Here is a 16893-nt window from a genome sequence, read left to right on the forward strand (position 1 = left end):
ATACCTCTGGATCACTCTTGCCGGTAAAACCGGCACGAACGAGAAAGACCGCAAACGACCGATGTCGCCCGAGGAAAAAACTGGATTGTGCTCAATGTGGAGCCGATTGCCAGCGCTTTCAAGGCAAACGTCCTACATCACGCAAAACCTTTGCCGACGCCATTCGACTAACGGTCGATAAATAATCGGAAAAACTTACCCGAAATGCTGATTCGCCTGTCGCCAGCCATCGCCGATGGCCTCTATACTAGCTCCCCGTTTGTGCACCGCTCTAGTGCATTCGGCTGGAGCGCGACACGTCCCTCCACTCTCCATTCAGAGCCGCCGCAATAATGAGCCTGTTCTCCGCTGTCGAAATGGCACCACGCGATCCAATCCTGGGCCTCAACGAAGCATTCAACGCCGATACCCGGACCAACAAAGTCAACCTGGGGGTCGGTGTTTACTGCAACGAGGAGGGGCGAATTCCACTCCTGCGCGCCGTTGTCGAAGCCGAAACCATTCGCGCCGCTCAACACGTATCCCGTGGCTACCTGCCAATCGACGGCATCGCCGCCTACGACCAGGCCGTGCAAAAGCTGCTGTTCGGCAATGACTCGCCGCTGATCGCCGCTGGCCGCGTCATCACCACCCAGGCCGTTGGCGGTACTGGCGCACTGAAAATCGGTGCCGACTTCCTCAAGCAACTGCTGCCAAACGCCGTCGTGGCGATCAGCGACCCGAGCTGGGAAAACCACCGCGCCCTGTTCGAAACCGCCGGTTTCCCGGTGCAGAACTACCGTTACTACGACGCCGCGACCCACGACGTGAACCGTACCGGCATGCTGGAAGACCTGAACGCGCTGCCAAACGGCTCGATCATTGTGCTGCACGCCTGCTGCCACAACCCGACCGGCGTGGACCTGAGCCCGGCGGACTGGAAAAACGTCCTGGAAGTCGTTAAAGCCAAAGGCCACGTGCCGTTCCTCGACATGGCCTACCAGGGTTTCGGCGATGGCATCGACGAAGACGCCGCTGCCGTACGCCTGTTTGCTGAATCGGGCCTGACTTTCTTCGCTTCCAGCTCGTTCTCCAAGTCGTTCTCGCTGTACGGCGAGCGCGTGGGTGCCCTGTCGATCGTCAGCGAATCGAAAGAAGAAAGCGCGCGCGTGCTGTCGCAAGTCAAACGCGTGATCCGCACCAACTACTCCAACCCGCCGACCCACGGTGCCAGCGTTGTCGCTGCCGTACTGAACAGCCCGGAACTGCGCGCCCAGTGGGAAGCCGAACTGGCCGAAATGCGCTTGCGCATTCGTGGCATGCGCACCCAGATGGTCGACCTGCTGGCACAAAAAGCGCCTCAGCGCGATTTCAGTTTCGTCGGTCGTCAGTGCGGCATGTTCTCCTACTCCGGCCTGACGGTTGAACAAGTTCACCGCCTGCGCAACGAGTTCGGCATCTACGCCCTGGACACCGGCCGCATCTGCGTGGCTGCGCTGAACCAGAGCAACATCAAGGTTGTGACGGACGCTATCGTCCAAGTCATCTGATTACGCCTTGACCTGAAAACGGGAAGCCACTGGCTTCCCGTTTTTTATTTGTTGCAGATTAATCTCAAAGCGCTGGCTCTGCCCTCTAAACTCCACAGGCTTGTATACACCCTGGAATTCCTGCGAGAACCCACATGAAAAACGATGACCTGCGCGCCGACCGCGATGACCTGGATGACCTGGATCACTTCACCCCCCGCGCCCCGACAAAACGCGGCAATAACCTGGTGATGCAGGTGGCCGCCGGTGTGTTTCTCGGCGGCCTGGCCCTGTGGCTGGTGCAATTGGGTGCCACAGCGCTCTACGCCAAACTGATGCTTGCCACGATTACCTTCGGCGGTTAGGCCAGTTCGGTCGCACGCTGGCTGGCAGCGTCGTCGTAGGCGACATACAGCGATTCAGCGACCTGGCTCTTGATCGCTTTAGTGCTTTCCAGGCCAAGGACAAAACCTTCGGCCTTGCCGCCAGCACGGTTCAATGCTTCAGCGGTGCCGGCCTGTGTGATGGCGTCGAACAACTTTTCGGCGTGGGGGCCGACACCTTTGGGCAGGCTGATCTGCGAGATGCTCATGGGTGCACCCCGTGGTGTCGAGGGGTGAGGGTCAAATGATTCATGGCGCGTACCTTTTCGGCGAATGGCCGGCAGCGCGTGTCACCACTTCCGGGCGGCCATGGTAGACCTCTGGGGCGATCCTGGTAACCGCCAATCGCCGCTAAACCACCGCCCGTCCCGATGATTCGCTCCAATTGTTATTCGGTGCTTGACTTCTCTTTTTGAATCAGTAAGATACGCGCCATTCCGCGATAGCTCAGTTGGTAGAGCAAGTGACTGTTAATCACTGGGTCCCTGGTTCGAGTCCAGGTCGTGGAGCCAGACAAGGTTCCAGAGAAGGCTTTCAAAATCTCTGAAACCCCCGAAAAACCCGCCTTCTGGCGGGTTTTTTCGTTTTGGTGTTCTGTCGGATTCCGGTGGGTACCAGCCATTTTAAGGGTAGAGTTTGGGATAAAGGTCAGTTCGATAAAAGGGAGTACCCTTATGTCGCGCACTACTGCTCCACTCTCCGACGCCGCTTGCCGTTCGGCCAAGCCCACCGACCGCGCCTACAAGCTTTTCGACGGCGACGGCCTTTACCTTCTAGTCCAACCCAATGGCCGCAAAGGCTGGCGTCTCAGATACGTCAAACCTGATGGCCGGGAAGGACTGACCTCGTTCGGCAACTACCCCATCGTTGGCCTCGCCGATGCGCGCCGCAAGCGCTTGGAGGTCAAGCGGATGCTGGCGGATGGCATTGACCCCATAGGAGCCAAGAACCAAGCCAAGACGGACGCTCTGATCAAAGGCCGCACCTTTGAAAGCGTTGCCCTCGCCTGGCACACGGAAATGTCAGCCAAGTGGGCACCGGACTATTCCAAGACAGTGATGAGTCGCCTCAAGACTCACCTCTTCCCGCTGATCGGCGCCCGCGCCATTGTCGATCTGGACACCCACGACCTTATGCGGCCCCTGGACGCGATTAAGAAGCGCGGCACGATAGACATTGCTTTAAGGGTACAAAACTATCTGCAGAGCATCATGCGCGAGGCAAAGCGCCTCCGGCTTATCACCGTAAACCCTGCTTACGACCTCGTAGGCTCGATCAAAGCCTCGCGGGTCGTCCACCGCCCCGCCTTATCCTTATCCTTATCGCGCTTGCCTGAATTGCAGGAACGGATCGACACCTATAAAGGCCGCGCACTTACCCGGCTGACGGTCTTGCTGTCGCTGCACGTGTTTGTACGCTCCAGCGAGCTGCGCTTCGCCCGCTGGAGCGAGTTCGACCTCAAACGTGGCGTCTGGGAAATACCCGACACGCGACCAGCGTTGGAAGGCGTACCCTTTTCCACAAGGGGTACGAAGATGGCCGGCGATATCCATCTTGTACCCTTATCGCCGCAAGCGATCGCCCTGCTCGAGCAGATCCACGCAATCACAGGCAAATTTGACTTGGTGTTCGCAGGCGATACCAAATCTTGGAAACCAATGTCCGAAAACACGGTGAACAGCGCGCTTCGGAAGATGGGGTACGACACCAAATCCGAGATCTGTGGGCATGGGTTTCGTTCGATGGCCTGTAGCGCACTGATCGAGTCAGGTTTGTGGACGGACACAGCCATCGAGCGGCAGATGAGCCACAAGGAACGCAACAACGTCCGCGCCGCTTACATCCACAAGGCCGAGCTCATCGAGGAGCGCAGGCTGATCATGAACTGGTGGAGTCGCTACCTTGAGACTAATCAGGAGGAGCATGTCAGCCCACGCGAATTCGCCAATCAGACGGGTGCGAACGTCTCTCGACTAAAAGCAAAACGTGGCGCAACTGAGTAAGCGCTCGATCCTCATATCTCAGTGATCCGCTTGTCCACGCGGGTCCATCCAAACAGGGCTGCAAAGCCGCCCTGTTTGGATGGACCTCACTTAAAAAATCTAAAGCCCACGCAATTGTCTGTGGAGAACCACTGATTTCCATTAGTGGATAATTTCATCCACAGCCGCAGAACTCCCGAAAATTCGAGCCTTGACCCGAAATCTCCACAAGCATAGAAAAGGTCGGGCAAAGCGCTGTCGTTGACAGCAACCCAGGTAGCCAGAACCTTTAAGGCTACGCCACACCGTGGTGGTTCTCCCAAAGTGCGATTAGCGTCCGGCGGCTCGCACGATCACAGCGATGTGATGGATGCCTACTTCTAGCAGAGTGCCCACTGCGGCAATTCATCCCCTTTCATAGCTGCCCTGCAGCAATCTATCCGTTTGGCCATTTCTTTGCGCCAACCTGCGCCAGTCTCTTTCTCCCGGAAAGAGACGGGCGCTCCTACCACTGCTGCAGCCCAGCTCGTACAAGGCTTTGCGGCATTCCCCTTCGTGACAATCGGCGTGACAAACACCGAGTCACCAGCAACAGCGATGCAGATGATGGTGCCGCAGCCCACGGAATAGACTGCACCTGACTGACAGTCAGGCATGCCCCGGCCATCGCATCACTACCTTCACCGACTCAGGATCTCGCGGTGCCGGTCTCGTCAGCCAGCGCAGCCCCCGCCCGCCCACTTCTGCGGAAGTGTTCAGGAGACCAGGTCATGAGACGCCCATGCTCCCGGTCGTAAGGAGCCGCCAGTCCCGCGTTAGCGGACAACCCTCACAGGTCGCAGGGGCCTTGATCCCTGATAACACTCAACATTCTTGGCGGGATGACGTGGGGAAAGTTTCAAAGGTTTTGGCTTCGAGAGGAGTTTGATCATGGCATTGGTAGATAGACGGGATGGGCGAAATTTTGGCTATGGACAACAACTGAGCTATGCCGGGCCACAGGCGTTGCGCGATCTGTTTGGCGGCGGGCATTACGGCACGGTCAAGGCGCACAGTGATCGCTGGGAGGCGTTTGTTCAGTGCCACCTTTTGACCACGGCCAATCTAGCTAGCAGTAGCGAACCTAACCGGTGACAAATGAATGCCCGGCTATTATAATTTGATTATCATCGACCGATTTAGGGTACAGGCAATCCCATGGAAAATAAGACTGCACGATTAACTGTGCTCATTGATCCCGTCAAGAAAAAAGCACTTGAGGAGCTTTGTGCGTCTCAGGATCTGACGCCTTCTCAGGTTGTTCGTCAGCTTATTCGGGACTACCTAGAGACGCATGGCGTGTCCTACTCGACCAAAAGCAGAATTGCAGCCAATGGCAAGTGATTCGTCTGCGCATGAGCGGGCACGACGAATGCCTGCTCATCGCTCCTTCTTAGCCTACTGCCCCCCCTCTCTAGCCTTGGGTCTTGTCGATGTCGACATAACTGCCCAGTGCGCCACTGAAGTCGGCATGATAATGCTCTGAGCCGAGCGCCTGAAGAATCCCTGCCCTGTCGAGCTTGCCGAGGACTTTCTCGTTGGCTTCACACAACTTCACGACGATGCTGCGCTTGCGCAGCTGCTCAATGACTTCGAGCAGCGTTTGTAAGCCAGTGATATCCATGAACGGCACTCGCTTTAGTCGAATAATCAAAGTCCCAGGATCGGTGTGTGTTTGAGCCAAAACGCGCTCAAAGGTTTCTGCTGCGCCAAAGAAGAGAGGCCCCTCAATGGTGTAAACCAAAATACCGGGGGGAAGATGTACATGCCCATTCATACGCAACTCTACCTCCAGCTCTTTTTCAACCATTAGCTGAATCTCCACAGAGGACGCCATCCGGCGCATAAATTGCAGCATGGCGAGAATGACCCCAATGTTCACCGCAATCGCCAGATCACTGAAAACAGTCAGGCTGAAGGTAATTAACAGGATGGCAACGTCGGCTTTTGGGGCTCGTTTGACCATGTGTTTGAAGTGCTTCAGTTCGCTCATGTTGTAAGCGACCACGAATAAGATCGCAGCCAACGCACACAGCGGGATATCCGCAGCCAAAGGCGCCAAGAAGACGATCAGTAGAATCAAAGTGAGGGCGTGTGCAAAACCCGCGATTGGACTGTTGCCACCATTGCGGATGTTGGTTGCTGTTCGAGCGATCGCGCCTGTTGCAGCAAAGCCACCAAACAGAGGAGTGACCAGGTTAGCAATGCCTTGTCCGATTAACTCCTGATTGGAGTCATGTTTGGTACCGGCCATCCCGTCGGCGACAATAGCAGACAATAGCGACTCGATAGCCCCAAGCATCGCGATTGCAAACGCAGGGCCAATCAACTCAATGACCTGCGGCAGCGTTATTTCGGGAAGGCCAATTTTGGGAAGTCCTTGGGGAATTCCTCCAAATGCATTCCCGATCGTGGCCACGCCGTCGAATTGAAAATAAGAATGCAACGCCGTCACAACGACCATAGCAATCAGGGGGCCCGGGACACGCCTTACGCCTGGTATTTTAGGTGCGAGTATCACCAACGCCAGGCTCAAGGCCGCTAACAGCGTCGTGGGCACATGTAGGCTGGGTAGGGCCTGAATGAGGTGCCACAGCCGCTCGTGGAAATGATCACCACTGATTTTCGGCAAGCCCAAAAAGTCTTTCCATTGCCCGACCCAAATGATCACCCCGATACCAGCGGTGAATCCCACAATCACGGGATCAGGGATGAACTTGATGAGTGCGCCAAGCTTGGTGATACCGAGCAGTAATAAAATGGCCCCGGCCATCATTGTTGCGATCTGCAAGCCATCCACACCGTACTTGGCCGTCACGCTGGCCAAAATGACGATGAACGCCCCAGTTGGGCCGGCAATCTGAAGCCGGCTTCCGCCGAACAGCGAAACCAGCAAGCCACCCACAATGGCTGTGTAGATCCCTTGTTCCGGTTTGACGCCTGAGGCGATGGCAAATGCCATGGCCAACGGCAGCGCCACGACGCCGACGATGACGCCTGAGACGATATTTCGAAGCCAATGCTCGCGCCCTAACAAGCCCGCTTTCCAAGCTTCTCGTATCGCAATCATGACTAGCCTCGCTCTGGTGGCATGTGCATACTATTTACACTTAGTGATAATAGCAAAGCAATTGACCTAGCCTCGGTACGACACCAGCGACGCTGTAGATTCGGTGCTCAGAGAGCTAAACCATATGCCCGGAGACCCCGCATGAAACGCGAAGACGTCAAAACCAAACACGGTGAAGGCATGCACTTCGACACGCATGTGATAGCCAACCCAGCCAACACGCACGAGTGGATCATTCTTTTCAAAAAGGATGCAGGAAGAAGCTATTTTCTGGTCAATGACCAAGAGGAGATTGAGTCATTTGGACGCCTCGATGAGCTGATCCATGAGCTTCGCGAGCTGGGTATCAAGTCCGCCGAAGTTCATTTCTGATAGTTGCATTCAGGGAGTTTGACCATGTCAGTAAAAATTGAGCATCTGTCCGGTCAAAGCGAAGAGCTTTGGTCTGTTTGTTTCGGTAGCCGCAGCATTCAATTTCGTACCGAGCAAGGGGCGAAGGACTATGCGGCCACACTTAAAGAAAGAATCGACGCACCGCATACCTTTCCGCGAGTTCACCACGCTCCCAACCCAGACCACTGATCAACGCTGATCTGGACTTAATGACCCACGCAGTGGCCCCTACGCAGCTGGGCCACGGACTCACGCAATTGTCGAAGCACGCGGATCAAATCCAAGAAGCGATGAGAAATCTCTGAGTTCCGATGTGCCGCGCTTAGGGCGTGGCACATCGGGGCATTCGAACGCGCAAAAAAATGGCCACACGAGGTGGCCTAAGACGGGTTCAAGCATAGGAGGATCTCTATTGACCAAGAAATACAGGCCCGCCCTGAAGTCTTAGGGCCAATAGAGTTGGTCCGCTGGCTGACAAACCCCTTCATCAGCAGCGTTCAAGCCGGCAATTTGACCCTGGTCTGTGGGTCAGGATCTCGTTGCCTTGCATTATAATAGTGTTAACATGGCATTGTAATCAACGTCTAATTAGGGGCTCGCATGACTACCGACTTCAAGAAGGCTGCACTGGATTACCACGAATTCCCAACCCCAGGGAAAATCAGCATTGAGCTGACCAAGCCCGCCGACACAGCCGCCCAACTCGCACTGGCGTACAGCCCAGGCGTAGCCGAGCCCGTTCGCGAAATCGCGAAGGATCCGGAGAACGCCTATCGCTTTACTGGAAAAGGGAATCTGGTGGCCGTGATCACCAACGGCACTGCCATTCTGGGCCTCGGCAATCTAGGCCCCTTGGCCAGTAAGCCGGTCATGGAAGGCAAAGCGTTGCTGTTCAAACGTTTTGCCGGCATCGACTCGATCGATATCGAAGTCAATGCTGAGGGTTCCCAGGCCTTTATCGATACAGTCGTGCGCATTGCCGACACCTTTGGTGGCATCAACCTGGAAGACATCAAAGCCCCTGAGTGCTTTGAAATCGAAGAAGCACTGATCGAACAGTGCAGCATCCCGGTCTTCCATGACGACCAACACGGTACTGCCATCGTCACCGCTGCCGGCATGCTCAATGCGCTGGAGATTCAGGGCAAAACCCTGGAGAGCGCGAGAATTGTTTGCCTCGGCGCCGGTGCCGCCGCCACTGCCTGCATGCGCCTGCTGCTTAGTCTCGGCGCCCAAAAAAGCAATCTGTACATGGTCGACCGCACCGGTGTCATCCACTCCGCTCGGGAAGACCTCAATCAATACAAAGCACAGTTCGTTAACGACGGTGGCCCTCGTACACTGATGGAGGCCATGAACGGTGCTGACGTGTTTGTCGGTCTGTCTGGAGCCAATCTCCTTCCGGCTGAAGCACTGGCAGCGATGGCACCCAATCCGATCGTGTTTGCCTGCTCGAACCCGGATCCTGAAATCAGCTACGAGCTGGCCATGGCCACACGTGATGACCTGATCATGGCGACCGGTCGTTCTGACTACCCGAACCAGGTTAATAACGTTCTGGGCTTTCCGTTCATCTTCCGCGGGACCTTGGATGTTCGGGCAACCCGGATCAACGAAGCGATGAAAATAGCGGCGGTGGAAGCACTGCGCCAATTGGCCAAAGAGCCAACCCCTGTGGAAGTGCTGCAAGCGTTCAACGTCGATAAGCTTGAGTTTGGGCGCGATTACATTCTTCCCAAAGCGCTCGATGCTCGCCTGCTCGGAGCAATAGCCGGCGCAGTGGCCAAGGCCGCTATCGACACCGGCGTTGCGAAGCTGCATTACCCAACGCACTACCCGCTCTAAGCTGACGTCAATCATGCTGATGTGCCGCAGTTGCACGACCTTTTGCACGGTTGGCAGCTGTCGCACTCGGGGATTATCCAGGCGCTGCACCTCCTGAATATCGACAGCCCGCCATTTGTAAGATCACCCGCTTTTGGCTGATCGCGGGGTCAAGCTTTCGGGATCGCCGTCTACCCCCAGCAGGTACTCACCACACAGGGTTGGCATCCCAGGCAATTCTGATCACCGATCAGAAGAAACGACAGTCAGCGGCTTCAACACTCAACGAGCAGACCCGTCTAGATCGCGAGGACCTGGTGATATCAGATGTGCATAATCGGTTGGCTTTCTTGCTCCTCCTACGCTTGGGACAGGGGTGAATGAATGCCGATCAAATATGTTAGGAGCCTCACCGGGCGAAGGCGTACCACAGCCGCAAACCGACACCTAGGGTTTGCCTTGGCCTTCGTAGCGGGAGCAATCAACGCTGGCGGTTTCCTGGCGGTGCATCAGTACACCTCACACATGACGGGCATCGTCTCCTTGATGGCAGACAACAGTGTGCTGGGAGCCTACGACCTGGTGCTCAGTGGCACCGGCGCTCTGTTGTCCTTTCTGATTGGGGCAGCATGCTCGGCGGTCATGGTCAATTATTCCCGCCGCAGACGCATGCACAGCGAGTTTGCAGTGCCCCTCTTGCTCGAAGCCTTTTTACTCATCTGCTTTGGCTTTCTGGGAGCCCAGCTATCCACCGTGGATGGTCTATTCGTGTCCGTCACCGTGATGCTGCTGTGTTTCATCATGGGGCTACAAAACGCGGTGATCACCAAAATTTCCAAAGCCGAAATCCGAACGACGCACATCACCGGCATCATTACGGATATCGGTATTGAGTTTGGAAAACTCTTTTATTGGAATGCCGTCAGCACATCGACGCATCCAAAAGTTCTCGCCAATCGGACCCGGCTCAAAATACTGATACTGCTCGCGCTGAATTTCTTCTTCGGCGGCGTGGTGGGTGCCTTTGGGTTCAAGCACATTGGTTATATCTCAACGGTACCGCTCGCGATGGTTCTGGTGACGCTGGCGATCGTGCCTGCCTTTGATGATCTCAGGCTGTTTGTCCGCCGCGTCATGCGAAAGTGAGCCAAAGACGTTTGAGGAGCGTGCCGGCGAAGGGCAGTCCAGGCGTTGCTATACTGACAGCTGCCTACGTGGGTCTGTCTATTTGTAATGGGCTTGTCGTATATCGGGTAAACCCACTCATTGGCACGCCACAAGCGGTGCCCTCGCCGAGCGGGTATTTTTCGTTTATAGCCCGCGTGGTGATCAGCTCTTCAAGATCATCGAGATGAGGGTTGTGATGACCCACATATTGGCCTGTATCGACAGTTCAACTACATCTCCGGCCGTCTGCGACTACGCCGCTTGGGCCAGTCTCAACTTTGTATTGCCGTTAACCCTCCTGAATGTTGTAGACCGCCCCGCTGGCGTAGAGATACGGCCCGGCAGCCTGGCGCACGTGCTAGAAGCTATGTCGCTGGACGAAAAACGCCATGAGCAGGCGTTGAAGCAAGGCTTGATAATGCTGCAAAACGCTCGAGAAAGAGCGATTGCTGATGGCGTGATGCAGCCAGAGCTTCGTCAAAGCGATGGAGAACTGTTGGGTCGGTTACTCGAGATGGAAACTGACATGCGCTGGCTGGTCATGGGAAAACACAGCTCGTTCTGTCCCCGACTCAACCAGCTCGAAACCATCATCCATGCTTTGCACAAGCCGATCCTGGTCACACCTTGCTCCTTCAACCCACCACGAAGCCTGATGTTTGCTTATGACGGGAGCGAGGACACGCACATGGGGGTGGAAATGCTGGCAGCGAGTTCAGTCCTCACAAAGCTGCCCGTGCACCTGGTCATGGTCGCAGCCAACACGTCGAAGAATCTGGAACGACTCGATGCGGCAGGAGCCATTCTGCAATCAGCCGGGTGTGACGTGCGGACAGCCATCTGTGGCGGGAGAGTAGAGCTCGCCTTACAGTCCTATCAGACCGAACACGATATCGGTCTGATGATCATGGGCGCTTTTGGTCATTCGCGAGTCCGTCGATTTTGGCTTGGCAGTACGACGTCAAGAATGATCCGAGCCACAACTCGTCCTCTTCTATTCCTGCCCAAAAGCTACCTCAACATGTAACGCACAGACATTCAAACACCTTACCATCTCAGGATGAAAACGCTCCTAGCCAGCACATTCGATTAACATTATATGTTAATGCTGTGCGCATCTTCGATGGAGCAAATGACAGCATCCTTGATCCGGTAGCTCGCCCGTTACAGCCGCATCCTTGAGTAGTTTTGTGCGGCGAGAGAACTGACACCCACTCAGGTCGCCCGTCTATTGATTCGCGATGACCTGCGCAGTCACGGCGCGGAGGATGAAACACAGCACACTGGCGCGGTGAAAGCCACCAGACAGTCAATGCCAATCAGCAGACTCGTGACACCGGTCTCAATGACCCAATCAATACAGCGGCTGACAAAGCGCTGTTAAGGAAGAGACCATGAGCAAAACTATCGCAAATCATCAAGGGTGACGGCATCGGCCCTGAGATCATGCAGGCGACGCTACGCGTACTCGATGCCTGGACTTGCCCCTACAAAACCGGACACCAACTCCCTGTTAAATTGATGCTGCGGCCAAGCGCCTGAACTCCCTCGGTGAGCGATAGTTCAAGTCGCTTTGGCAAGTATTCGTGTAACACGCACTGCCTCCGAACGCATCGTGCGATATGCCTTCGAGCTGGCTCGTAGCAAAGGCCGTAAGAAAGTGACCGCGGTGCACAAGGCCAACATCATCAAGTCTTGCTCCGGCTTGTTCCTTGAGGTGGCGCGTGAGATCGCTGCGAATTATCCGGAAATCGAATTCCACGAGATGATCGTCGATAACGCTTGTATGCAGCTGGTGATGAATCCCCATCAATTTGATGTCATCGTCACCACCAACCTGTTTGGCGACATCCTTTCAGACTTGTGCGCAGGCCTGGTGGGTGGATTGGGCTTGGCGCCGGGGTCCAACATCGGCGCCGATGCGGCCATTTTCGAAGCGGTCCACGGCTCGGCACCGGACATCGCTGGCAAGAACATCGCGAACCCATGTGCATTGTTGTTGGCTGCCGCAGACATGCTTGATTACCTAGGCATGGTGGACAAAGGGACACGCATTCGTACAGCTATCCGCGTTATTCTGAAAAGCTCCTGCGATCAAGTGACACCCGATATGGGAGGGACCGGTACAACGGAGTCCTTCGCTGACGCCTTGGTGGCCTACTTGCGTGACTAAATAGAGAACCAACAAACACGCGCTCCGTCTGAGTCGCCAGCTCAGTACGAGCTGGCGATTTTCTACGTGTGCTCCACTCTGACCTACCAGTAGGACAGTCTGTTGGATTAAATCTTCTAATACTCCACGGGCTGATGCGGCCACGCAGTCAAAACCTCAAAGCCATCGCGGGTGACCAAGACCATATGTTCCCACTGGGCCGAGAGCGAAAGATCCTTGGTGATCACGGTCCAGCCATCCCCCAGCGTTCTAACACCGTGCTTTCCAGCATTGAGCATTGGCTCGATGGTGAAAATCATGCCCGGTTTCAGTCTCATGCCTTCACCAGGGTTACCATAATGACGGACCTGTGGCTCATCGTGGTAAACCATGCCAATGCCATGTCCACAGTAGTCACGCACTACGCTATAGCCTTCACGGTGCGCCACGGTTTGAATGGCGTGACCGACATCACCGAGCGTGGCACCGGGGCCTACTGCATGAATGCCGGCACACATCGCCTCATAGGTCGTGTCCACCAACCGACGAGCCTCTGCGCTTGGCTCGCCGACAAAATACATGCGGCTTGTATCACCGAACCAACCATCCTTGAGCACCGCGACATCAATATTGAGGATATCGCCATCCGAGAGCTCTTTATCTGACGGGATTCCGTGGCATACGACATGATTGATGGAGGTGCACAAGGTTTTGGGGAAACCGTGATAACCGATATTGGCTGGAGTGGCCTTCTGCACGTTGACAATATAGTCATGGCAGAGCTTATCAAGCTCATTGGTCGAAACCCCGGGTCTGACGTGAGGCGCTATCATGCTTAGAACCTCCGCAGCCAACTTTCCTGCAGTTCGTGACATAGCAATTAGTGCAGGTTTCATAGTCGTACTTTACCCTCATCATGAACATTAGGGACTGGTTGGGCGGGTGCTCATTCGCCGAATGTTGTGCAATTACAGGAACGCAGCATGAAAATTAATTCAACTTACTAAGTTACACAGCGCTCTGCAAAAGAAACAATGTTTTGTTACCGTAACTTTAGCGTTAATAGAAAGTCATTAACCATTATTACTTACTGCAACCGCGCTTGTAGGCGAACGGCAACGCACGAGGGTATGAGTGCGGAGCTTCAATACGCTCTTTTAGCTTTGCCGCGTAATCTTTTGCGCCCTGCTCATTACGGAATTGAATGCGCCTGGTTCCAATACACACGGACCATAGATCTTCACTCTGACTAGACAGATGCTCGATTCTGACGGACATGACGACACTCCAAGGAAAAGAATTCAAAAATGAATTTCAGCAACCTTGATACCGATTTCTCGCAGCTCATGAATCAAATCATCAAGGTACCGAAAGGGTTCGATTTCTTCGTTGTCATTGACCAGGAAGAAGCTTCTTCCTGCATCCTTTTTAAAGAAGGCGATCCACTCCTGGGTGTTGGCCGGGTTGGCAATCAAATGGGTATCAAACTGAATGCCTTCAGCGTGTTTGGTTTTTACGTCCTCACGTTTCATACGGGTCTCCAAGCGCTCACGTATTGCTGTTCTCATGCATGTCTTTGCCTCCCGACAATCGATCAAAAGACCTCGCCTCTGCCTGAAGCAAGGGCGAGTAGATTGCCTTTCAATTATCACTGCATGATAATATTATGCACATATGCCCCCTTGGAGGCTAGTCATGAGCAGGACTGTCGAAGCACCTCAGTCACGTGGGCCCGAGTCGGTCCGCCCAATGCCGTGGCTTTGAGGGCGCACGGCCATGCGGCCAGTTTCCCGCGATAACAGGATTTGCCGGCCAGATCGAGAACAAGTGGAACCAAAGGGCTCTCACAATAAGTAGCGAGCTATCAATTCCAGACCTTGAAGGGGATTGTCTGCACAGGCTCCGAAATGGCTTACTTGACCGTGATGATTACCACCTTGAAGAGCACATATGGCGCCATGCGTGAAGGCATCCAGATGCGTACCTCGCAGCAGCGGATCTCCCTTGCTTTTGATTCAACACGTACTGTTTCTGAATTTTAAGGACGACAGTCATCATGCGGAAAACAGAAATTGAGAAGCGCCTCCCGCTCAATGCTCCGACCCTGGAACCAGGGCAACGACTGTTGGTTTGCCTTGAGCAATGCGTCGTCGTCCAGCAGCGAGAAACGAGAATTTATCAAGTTGTATTCGACTGCAAATCACCCAAAACAATTCGAATTTTTTGGGCAGAAGATGAGTGGATTTTCATCGGCAGGCATAAGCAAAATGCTGAGAAAGATCCTTCATTGGAGACCTTTGTATCAACGCTAAGAACTGGGCTAAAGACTGTCTGGCGATAAATACGACTCTGATCTATAACACCCTGGGCCAAAAGCAGCCACTATGATGTGTTTTTCTGATCCAGCACAGACTGGCCTGCGTACGCCGCCTTCGGCAGCTTGCTGCTGCCGTGCTCATGGGGTATCGAAGAGTTCTCATAAAATACGAGCTTAATTAGGATAATCGTAGAGATATATATTTTATAAATCAGCATAAGTTCATTGTAAAACAGATGCTTATTTTTCTATTCGAGTCCAGGTCGTGAGCCAGACAGCAACATCGAAAAGCCCCTGAATCGAAAGATCCAGGGGCTTTTTTGTGGCCGATTGAAAAGCCGTCTCTTGAAAAGCAAAAAGCCGATCTGTCTATTCGACAGATCGGCCCTTTTCAGTTGCCGTGAACGTCAGACATGCTCACTGCTTTTCGAGTGCACCGCCCGCGGCTCGGCCACGCCATGTTCCGATTCCAGCACCGGAATCTCCTTGCCGTCGCAATCATGCAGTTTACCGTCGCTGAAGTAGTCCCCTTCGCGCAACGCCGCCAGATCCTGATAACGCAGCACCCGCTCGGTACCGGCCGCAAACACCGATTGCTGGTCGGAGTTACCGGCGGTGAGGTGGTTGAAGGTCAGGTTCAGCACGATGGCCATGATCGCCGAGGAACTGATGCCCGAATGGAAAATGGTCGCGAACCAGCTCGGGAAGTGATCGTAGAAGTTCGGTGCCGCGATCGGGATCATGCCGAAGCCAATCGAGGTCGCGACGATGATCAGGTTGACGTTGTTGCGGTAGTCGACCTTGGACAAGGTACGAATGCCGCTGGCTGCGACGGTGCCGAACAGCACGATGCCGGCGCCACCCAGTACCGAGGTCGGTACGGCGGCGATGACCCGGCCCATGAAGGGCAGCAGGCCGAGGATCACCAGGAACAGACCGCCAGTAGCCACCACGTAGCGGCTCTTGATGCCGGTGACCGCCACCAGCCCGACGTTCTGGGCGAAGGCGCTCTGGGTGAAGGAGCCGAAGATCGGCGCGAACATGCTCGACAGCATGTCGGCGCGCAGACCGTTGCCCAGGCGCTTGGAGTCAACCTTGGTGCCGATGATCTCACCGACGGCCAGAATGTCCGCCGAAGTCTCCACCAGCGTCACCATCACCACGATGCACATCGACAGGATCGCAGCGAAGTGGAAGGTCGGCATGCCGAAGTGGAACGGCGTCGGGAAGCCGAACATCGGGCCCTGGGTTACGGACGAGAAATCCGCCATGCCGAGGAACACCGCGATGATCGTGCCGATCACCATGGCCAGCAGAATCGACAGGCGAGAGATGGTCGCACTGCCGATTTTGCTCAGCAGCAGCACCAGCACCAGCGTTACCGCCGCCAGACCGATGTTCGCCATGCTGCCGAAGTCCGGCGCATGACTGTTGCCACCCATGGCCCAGCGCGCGGCTACCGGCATCAGCGTCAAGCCGATGGTGGTAATCACGATGCCGGTCACCAGCGGCGGGAAGAACCTGGTGATACGCGAGAACACCGGGGTTATCAGCAACCCGATCAGGGACGCCGCTATCACCGCACCTAACACCGACTGAAACCCGCCCTCCCCACCACTGCTGACAATCGCCACCATGGTCGCGACGCCGGAGAAGGACACGCCCTGTACCAGCGGCAATTGACAACCAAAAAACGGTAAACCCAGGGTTTGCAGCAGCGTTGCCAGCCCCCCCGCAAACAATGAAGCAGCAATCAACAAACCGATGTCCGCCGGCGAGAGCCCGGCCGCCTGGCCGATGATCAATGGCACCGCGACGATACCGCCATACATGGTCAGAACATGTTGCAGGCCATAAGCCATATTCGCGCCGATCCCAAGATTTTCGTCCTCGGGCCGTTGGTGTGAAACATGGGGCGTTTTCATGGAGGGGGTTCCCTGGTTTTTGTTATTCGCACACTGTATGCAATAGTCAGGACAAATGTCTATAGAGTTGTATACAACTTATCAGTCACAAAATGGATACTTGTCCATTTCCGCCTGCCACCCACCCTCCTGG

Annotated in this window: 15 protein-coding genes, 1 tRNA gene and 2 pseudogenes; 13 read left to right on the top strand and 5 right to left on the bottom strand. The window is 55.0% G+C overall.

Going from position 1 to position 16893, the window contains the following annotated elements:
- The first annotated feature begins 332 nt into the window (after window positions 1-332).
- Together KGA85_RS04500 and KGA85_RS04505 are read left to right on the top strand one after the other, a co-directional pair.
- Window positions 333-1529, top strand: coding sequence for an amino acid aminotransferase (locus KGA85_RS04500; protein WP_008050829.1), 1197 nt, complete (start codon window positions 333-335; stop codon window positions 1527-1529).
- A gap of 134 nt (window positions 1530-1663) precedes the next feature.
- Window positions 1664-1873, top strand: a complete 210-nt coding sequence (locus KGA85_RS04505) for a hypothetical protein (RefSeq protein WP_150672795.1) — start codon at window positions 1664-1666, stop codon at window positions 1871-1873.
- Here the strand turns inward: KGA85_RS04505 and KGA85_RS04510 are convergent.
- On the bottom strand, window positions 1870-2100 hold the full coding sequence (locus KGA85_RS04510; protein ID WP_007978659.1) for a hypothetical protein: 231 nt from the start codon (window positions 2098-2100) through the stop codon (window positions 1870-1872). The two genes, KGA85_RS04505 and KGA85_RS04510, sit on opposite strands and share 4 nt — an antisense overlap.
- Before the next feature lie 227 nt (window positions 2101-2327).
- Between KGA85_RS04510 and KGA85_RS04515 the strand changes: the two genes are divergently transcribed.
- From KGA85_RS04515 to KGA85_RS04530, 4 genes and pseudogenes are all read left to right on the top strand, one after another.
- Window positions 2328-2403: transfer RNA gene (locus KGA85_RS04515), tRNA-Asn, on the top strand.
- 162 nt (window positions 2404-2565) lie between these two features.
- A complete protein-coding gene (locus KGA85_RS04520) occupies window positions 2566-3894 on the top strand; it encodes a tyrosine-type recombinase/integrase (protein WP_223542941.1) in 1329 nt (442 codons plus the stop codon).
- 909 nt (window positions 3895-4803) lie between these two features.
- Window positions 4804-4953, top strand: a pseudogene (locus tag KGA85_RS04525) (integrase); the annotation flags it as partial.
- Window positions 4954-5070: 117 nt separating this feature from the next.
- Complete coding sequence (locus KGA85_RS04530; protein WP_077185744.1) at window positions 5071-5256, top strand: ribbon-helix-helix protein, CopG family; 186 nt, start codon at window positions 5071-5073, stop codon at window positions 5254-5256.
- A 70-nt stretch (window positions 5257-5326) separates the two neighbouring features.
- Here KGA85_RS04530 and KGA85_RS04535 read toward each other — a convergent pair whose 3' ends face one another.
- On the bottom strand, window positions 5327-6982 hold the full coding sequence (locus KGA85_RS04535; protein ID WP_223454259.1) for a SulP family inorganic anion transporter: 1656 nt from the start codon (window positions 6980-6982) through the stop codon (window positions 5327-5329).
- Between the two features lie 141 nt (window positions 6983-7123).
- Here KGA85_RS04535 and KGA85_RS04540 point away from each other — a divergent pair, with 141 nt between their 5' ends.
- The 6 genes and pseudogenes from KGA85_RS04540 to KGA85_RS04565 all read left to right on the top strand — a co-directional run.
- Window positions 7124-7354 carry a hypothetical protein gene (locus KGA85_RS04540; protein ID WP_223454257.1) on the top strand — a complete coding sequence of 77 codons (231 nt, stop codon included), beginning with the start codon at window positions 7124-7126 and terminating at the stop codon, window positions 7352-7354.
- Between the two features lie 24 nt (window positions 7355-7378).
- On the top strand, window positions 7379-7564 hold the full coding sequence (locus tag KGA85_RS04545) for a hypothetical protein (protein WP_223542943.1): 186 nt from the start codon (window positions 7379-7381) through the stop codon (window positions 7562-7564).
- Between the two features lie 411 nt (window positions 7565-7975).
- Window positions 7976-9220: a malic enzyme-like NAD(P)-binding protein gene (locus tag KGA85_RS04550; RefSeq protein ID WP_223454252.1), complete on the top strand. Its 1245-nt coding sequence runs from the start codon at window positions 7976-7978 to the stop codon at window positions 9218-9220.
- Window positions 9221-9583: 363 nt separating this feature from the next.
- On the top strand, window positions 9584-10345 hold the full coding sequence (locus tag KGA85_RS04555) for a YoaK family protein (RefSeq protein WP_223454251.1): 762 nt from the start codon (window positions 9584-9586) through the stop codon (window positions 10343-10345).
- A 217-nt stretch (window positions 10346-10562) separates the two neighbouring features.
- Complete coding sequence (locus tag KGA85_RS04560) at window positions 10563-11393, top strand: universal stress protein (protein ID WP_223542944.1); 831 nt, start codon at window positions 10563-10565, stop codon at window positions 11391-11393.
- A gap of 558 nt (window positions 11394-11951) precedes the next feature.
- Window positions 11952-12539, top strand: a pseudogene (locus KGA85_RS04565) (isocitrate/isopropylmalate family dehydrogenase); the annotation flags it as partial.
- Window positions 12540-12655: 116 nt separating this feature from the next.
- On the opposite strand, the gene map reads toward KGA85_RS04565, so the two are convergent.
- Both map and KGA85_RS04575 read right to left on the bottom strand, forming a co-directional pair.
- Window positions 12656-13414, bottom strand: coding sequence for a type I methionyl aminopeptidase (gene map / locus KGA85_RS04570; RefSeq protein ID WP_223532609.1), 759 nt, complete (start codon window positions 13412-13414; stop codon window positions 12656-12658).
- A 405-nt stretch (window positions 13415-13819) separates the two neighbouring features.
- Window positions 13820-14050: a hypothetical protein gene (locus tag KGA85_RS04575; protein WP_150641276.1), complete on the bottom strand. Its 231-nt coding sequence runs from the start codon at window positions 14048-14050 to the stop codon at window positions 13820-13822.
- A gap of 375 nt (window positions 14051-14425) precedes the next feature.
- Between KGA85_RS04575 and KGA85_RS31100 the strand changes: the two genes are divergently transcribed.
- Window positions 14426-14560 carry a hypothetical protein gene (locus tag KGA85_RS31100; RefSeq protein ID WP_263287630.1) on the top strand — a complete coding sequence of 45 codons (135 nt, stop codon included), beginning with the start codon at window positions 14426-14428 and terminating at the stop codon, window positions 14558-14560.
- A 682-nt stretch (window positions 14561-15242) separates the two neighbouring features.
- On the opposite strand, the gene KGA85_RS04580 is transcribed toward KGA85_RS31100, so the two are convergent.
- Window positions 15243-16760: a nucleobase:cation symporter-2 family protein gene (locus KGA85_RS04580; protein WP_223454245.1), complete on the bottom strand. Its 1518-nt coding sequence runs from the start codon at window positions 16758-16760 to the stop codon at window positions 15243-15245.
- Window positions 16761-16893: the final 133 nt, after the last annotated feature.

Origin of the sequence: Pseudomonas sp. GL-B-12 (assembly GCF_019955895.1) — a bacterium.
GTDB lineage: Bacteria > Pseudomonadota > Gammaproteobacteria > Pseudomonadales > Pseudomonadaceae > Aquipseudomonas.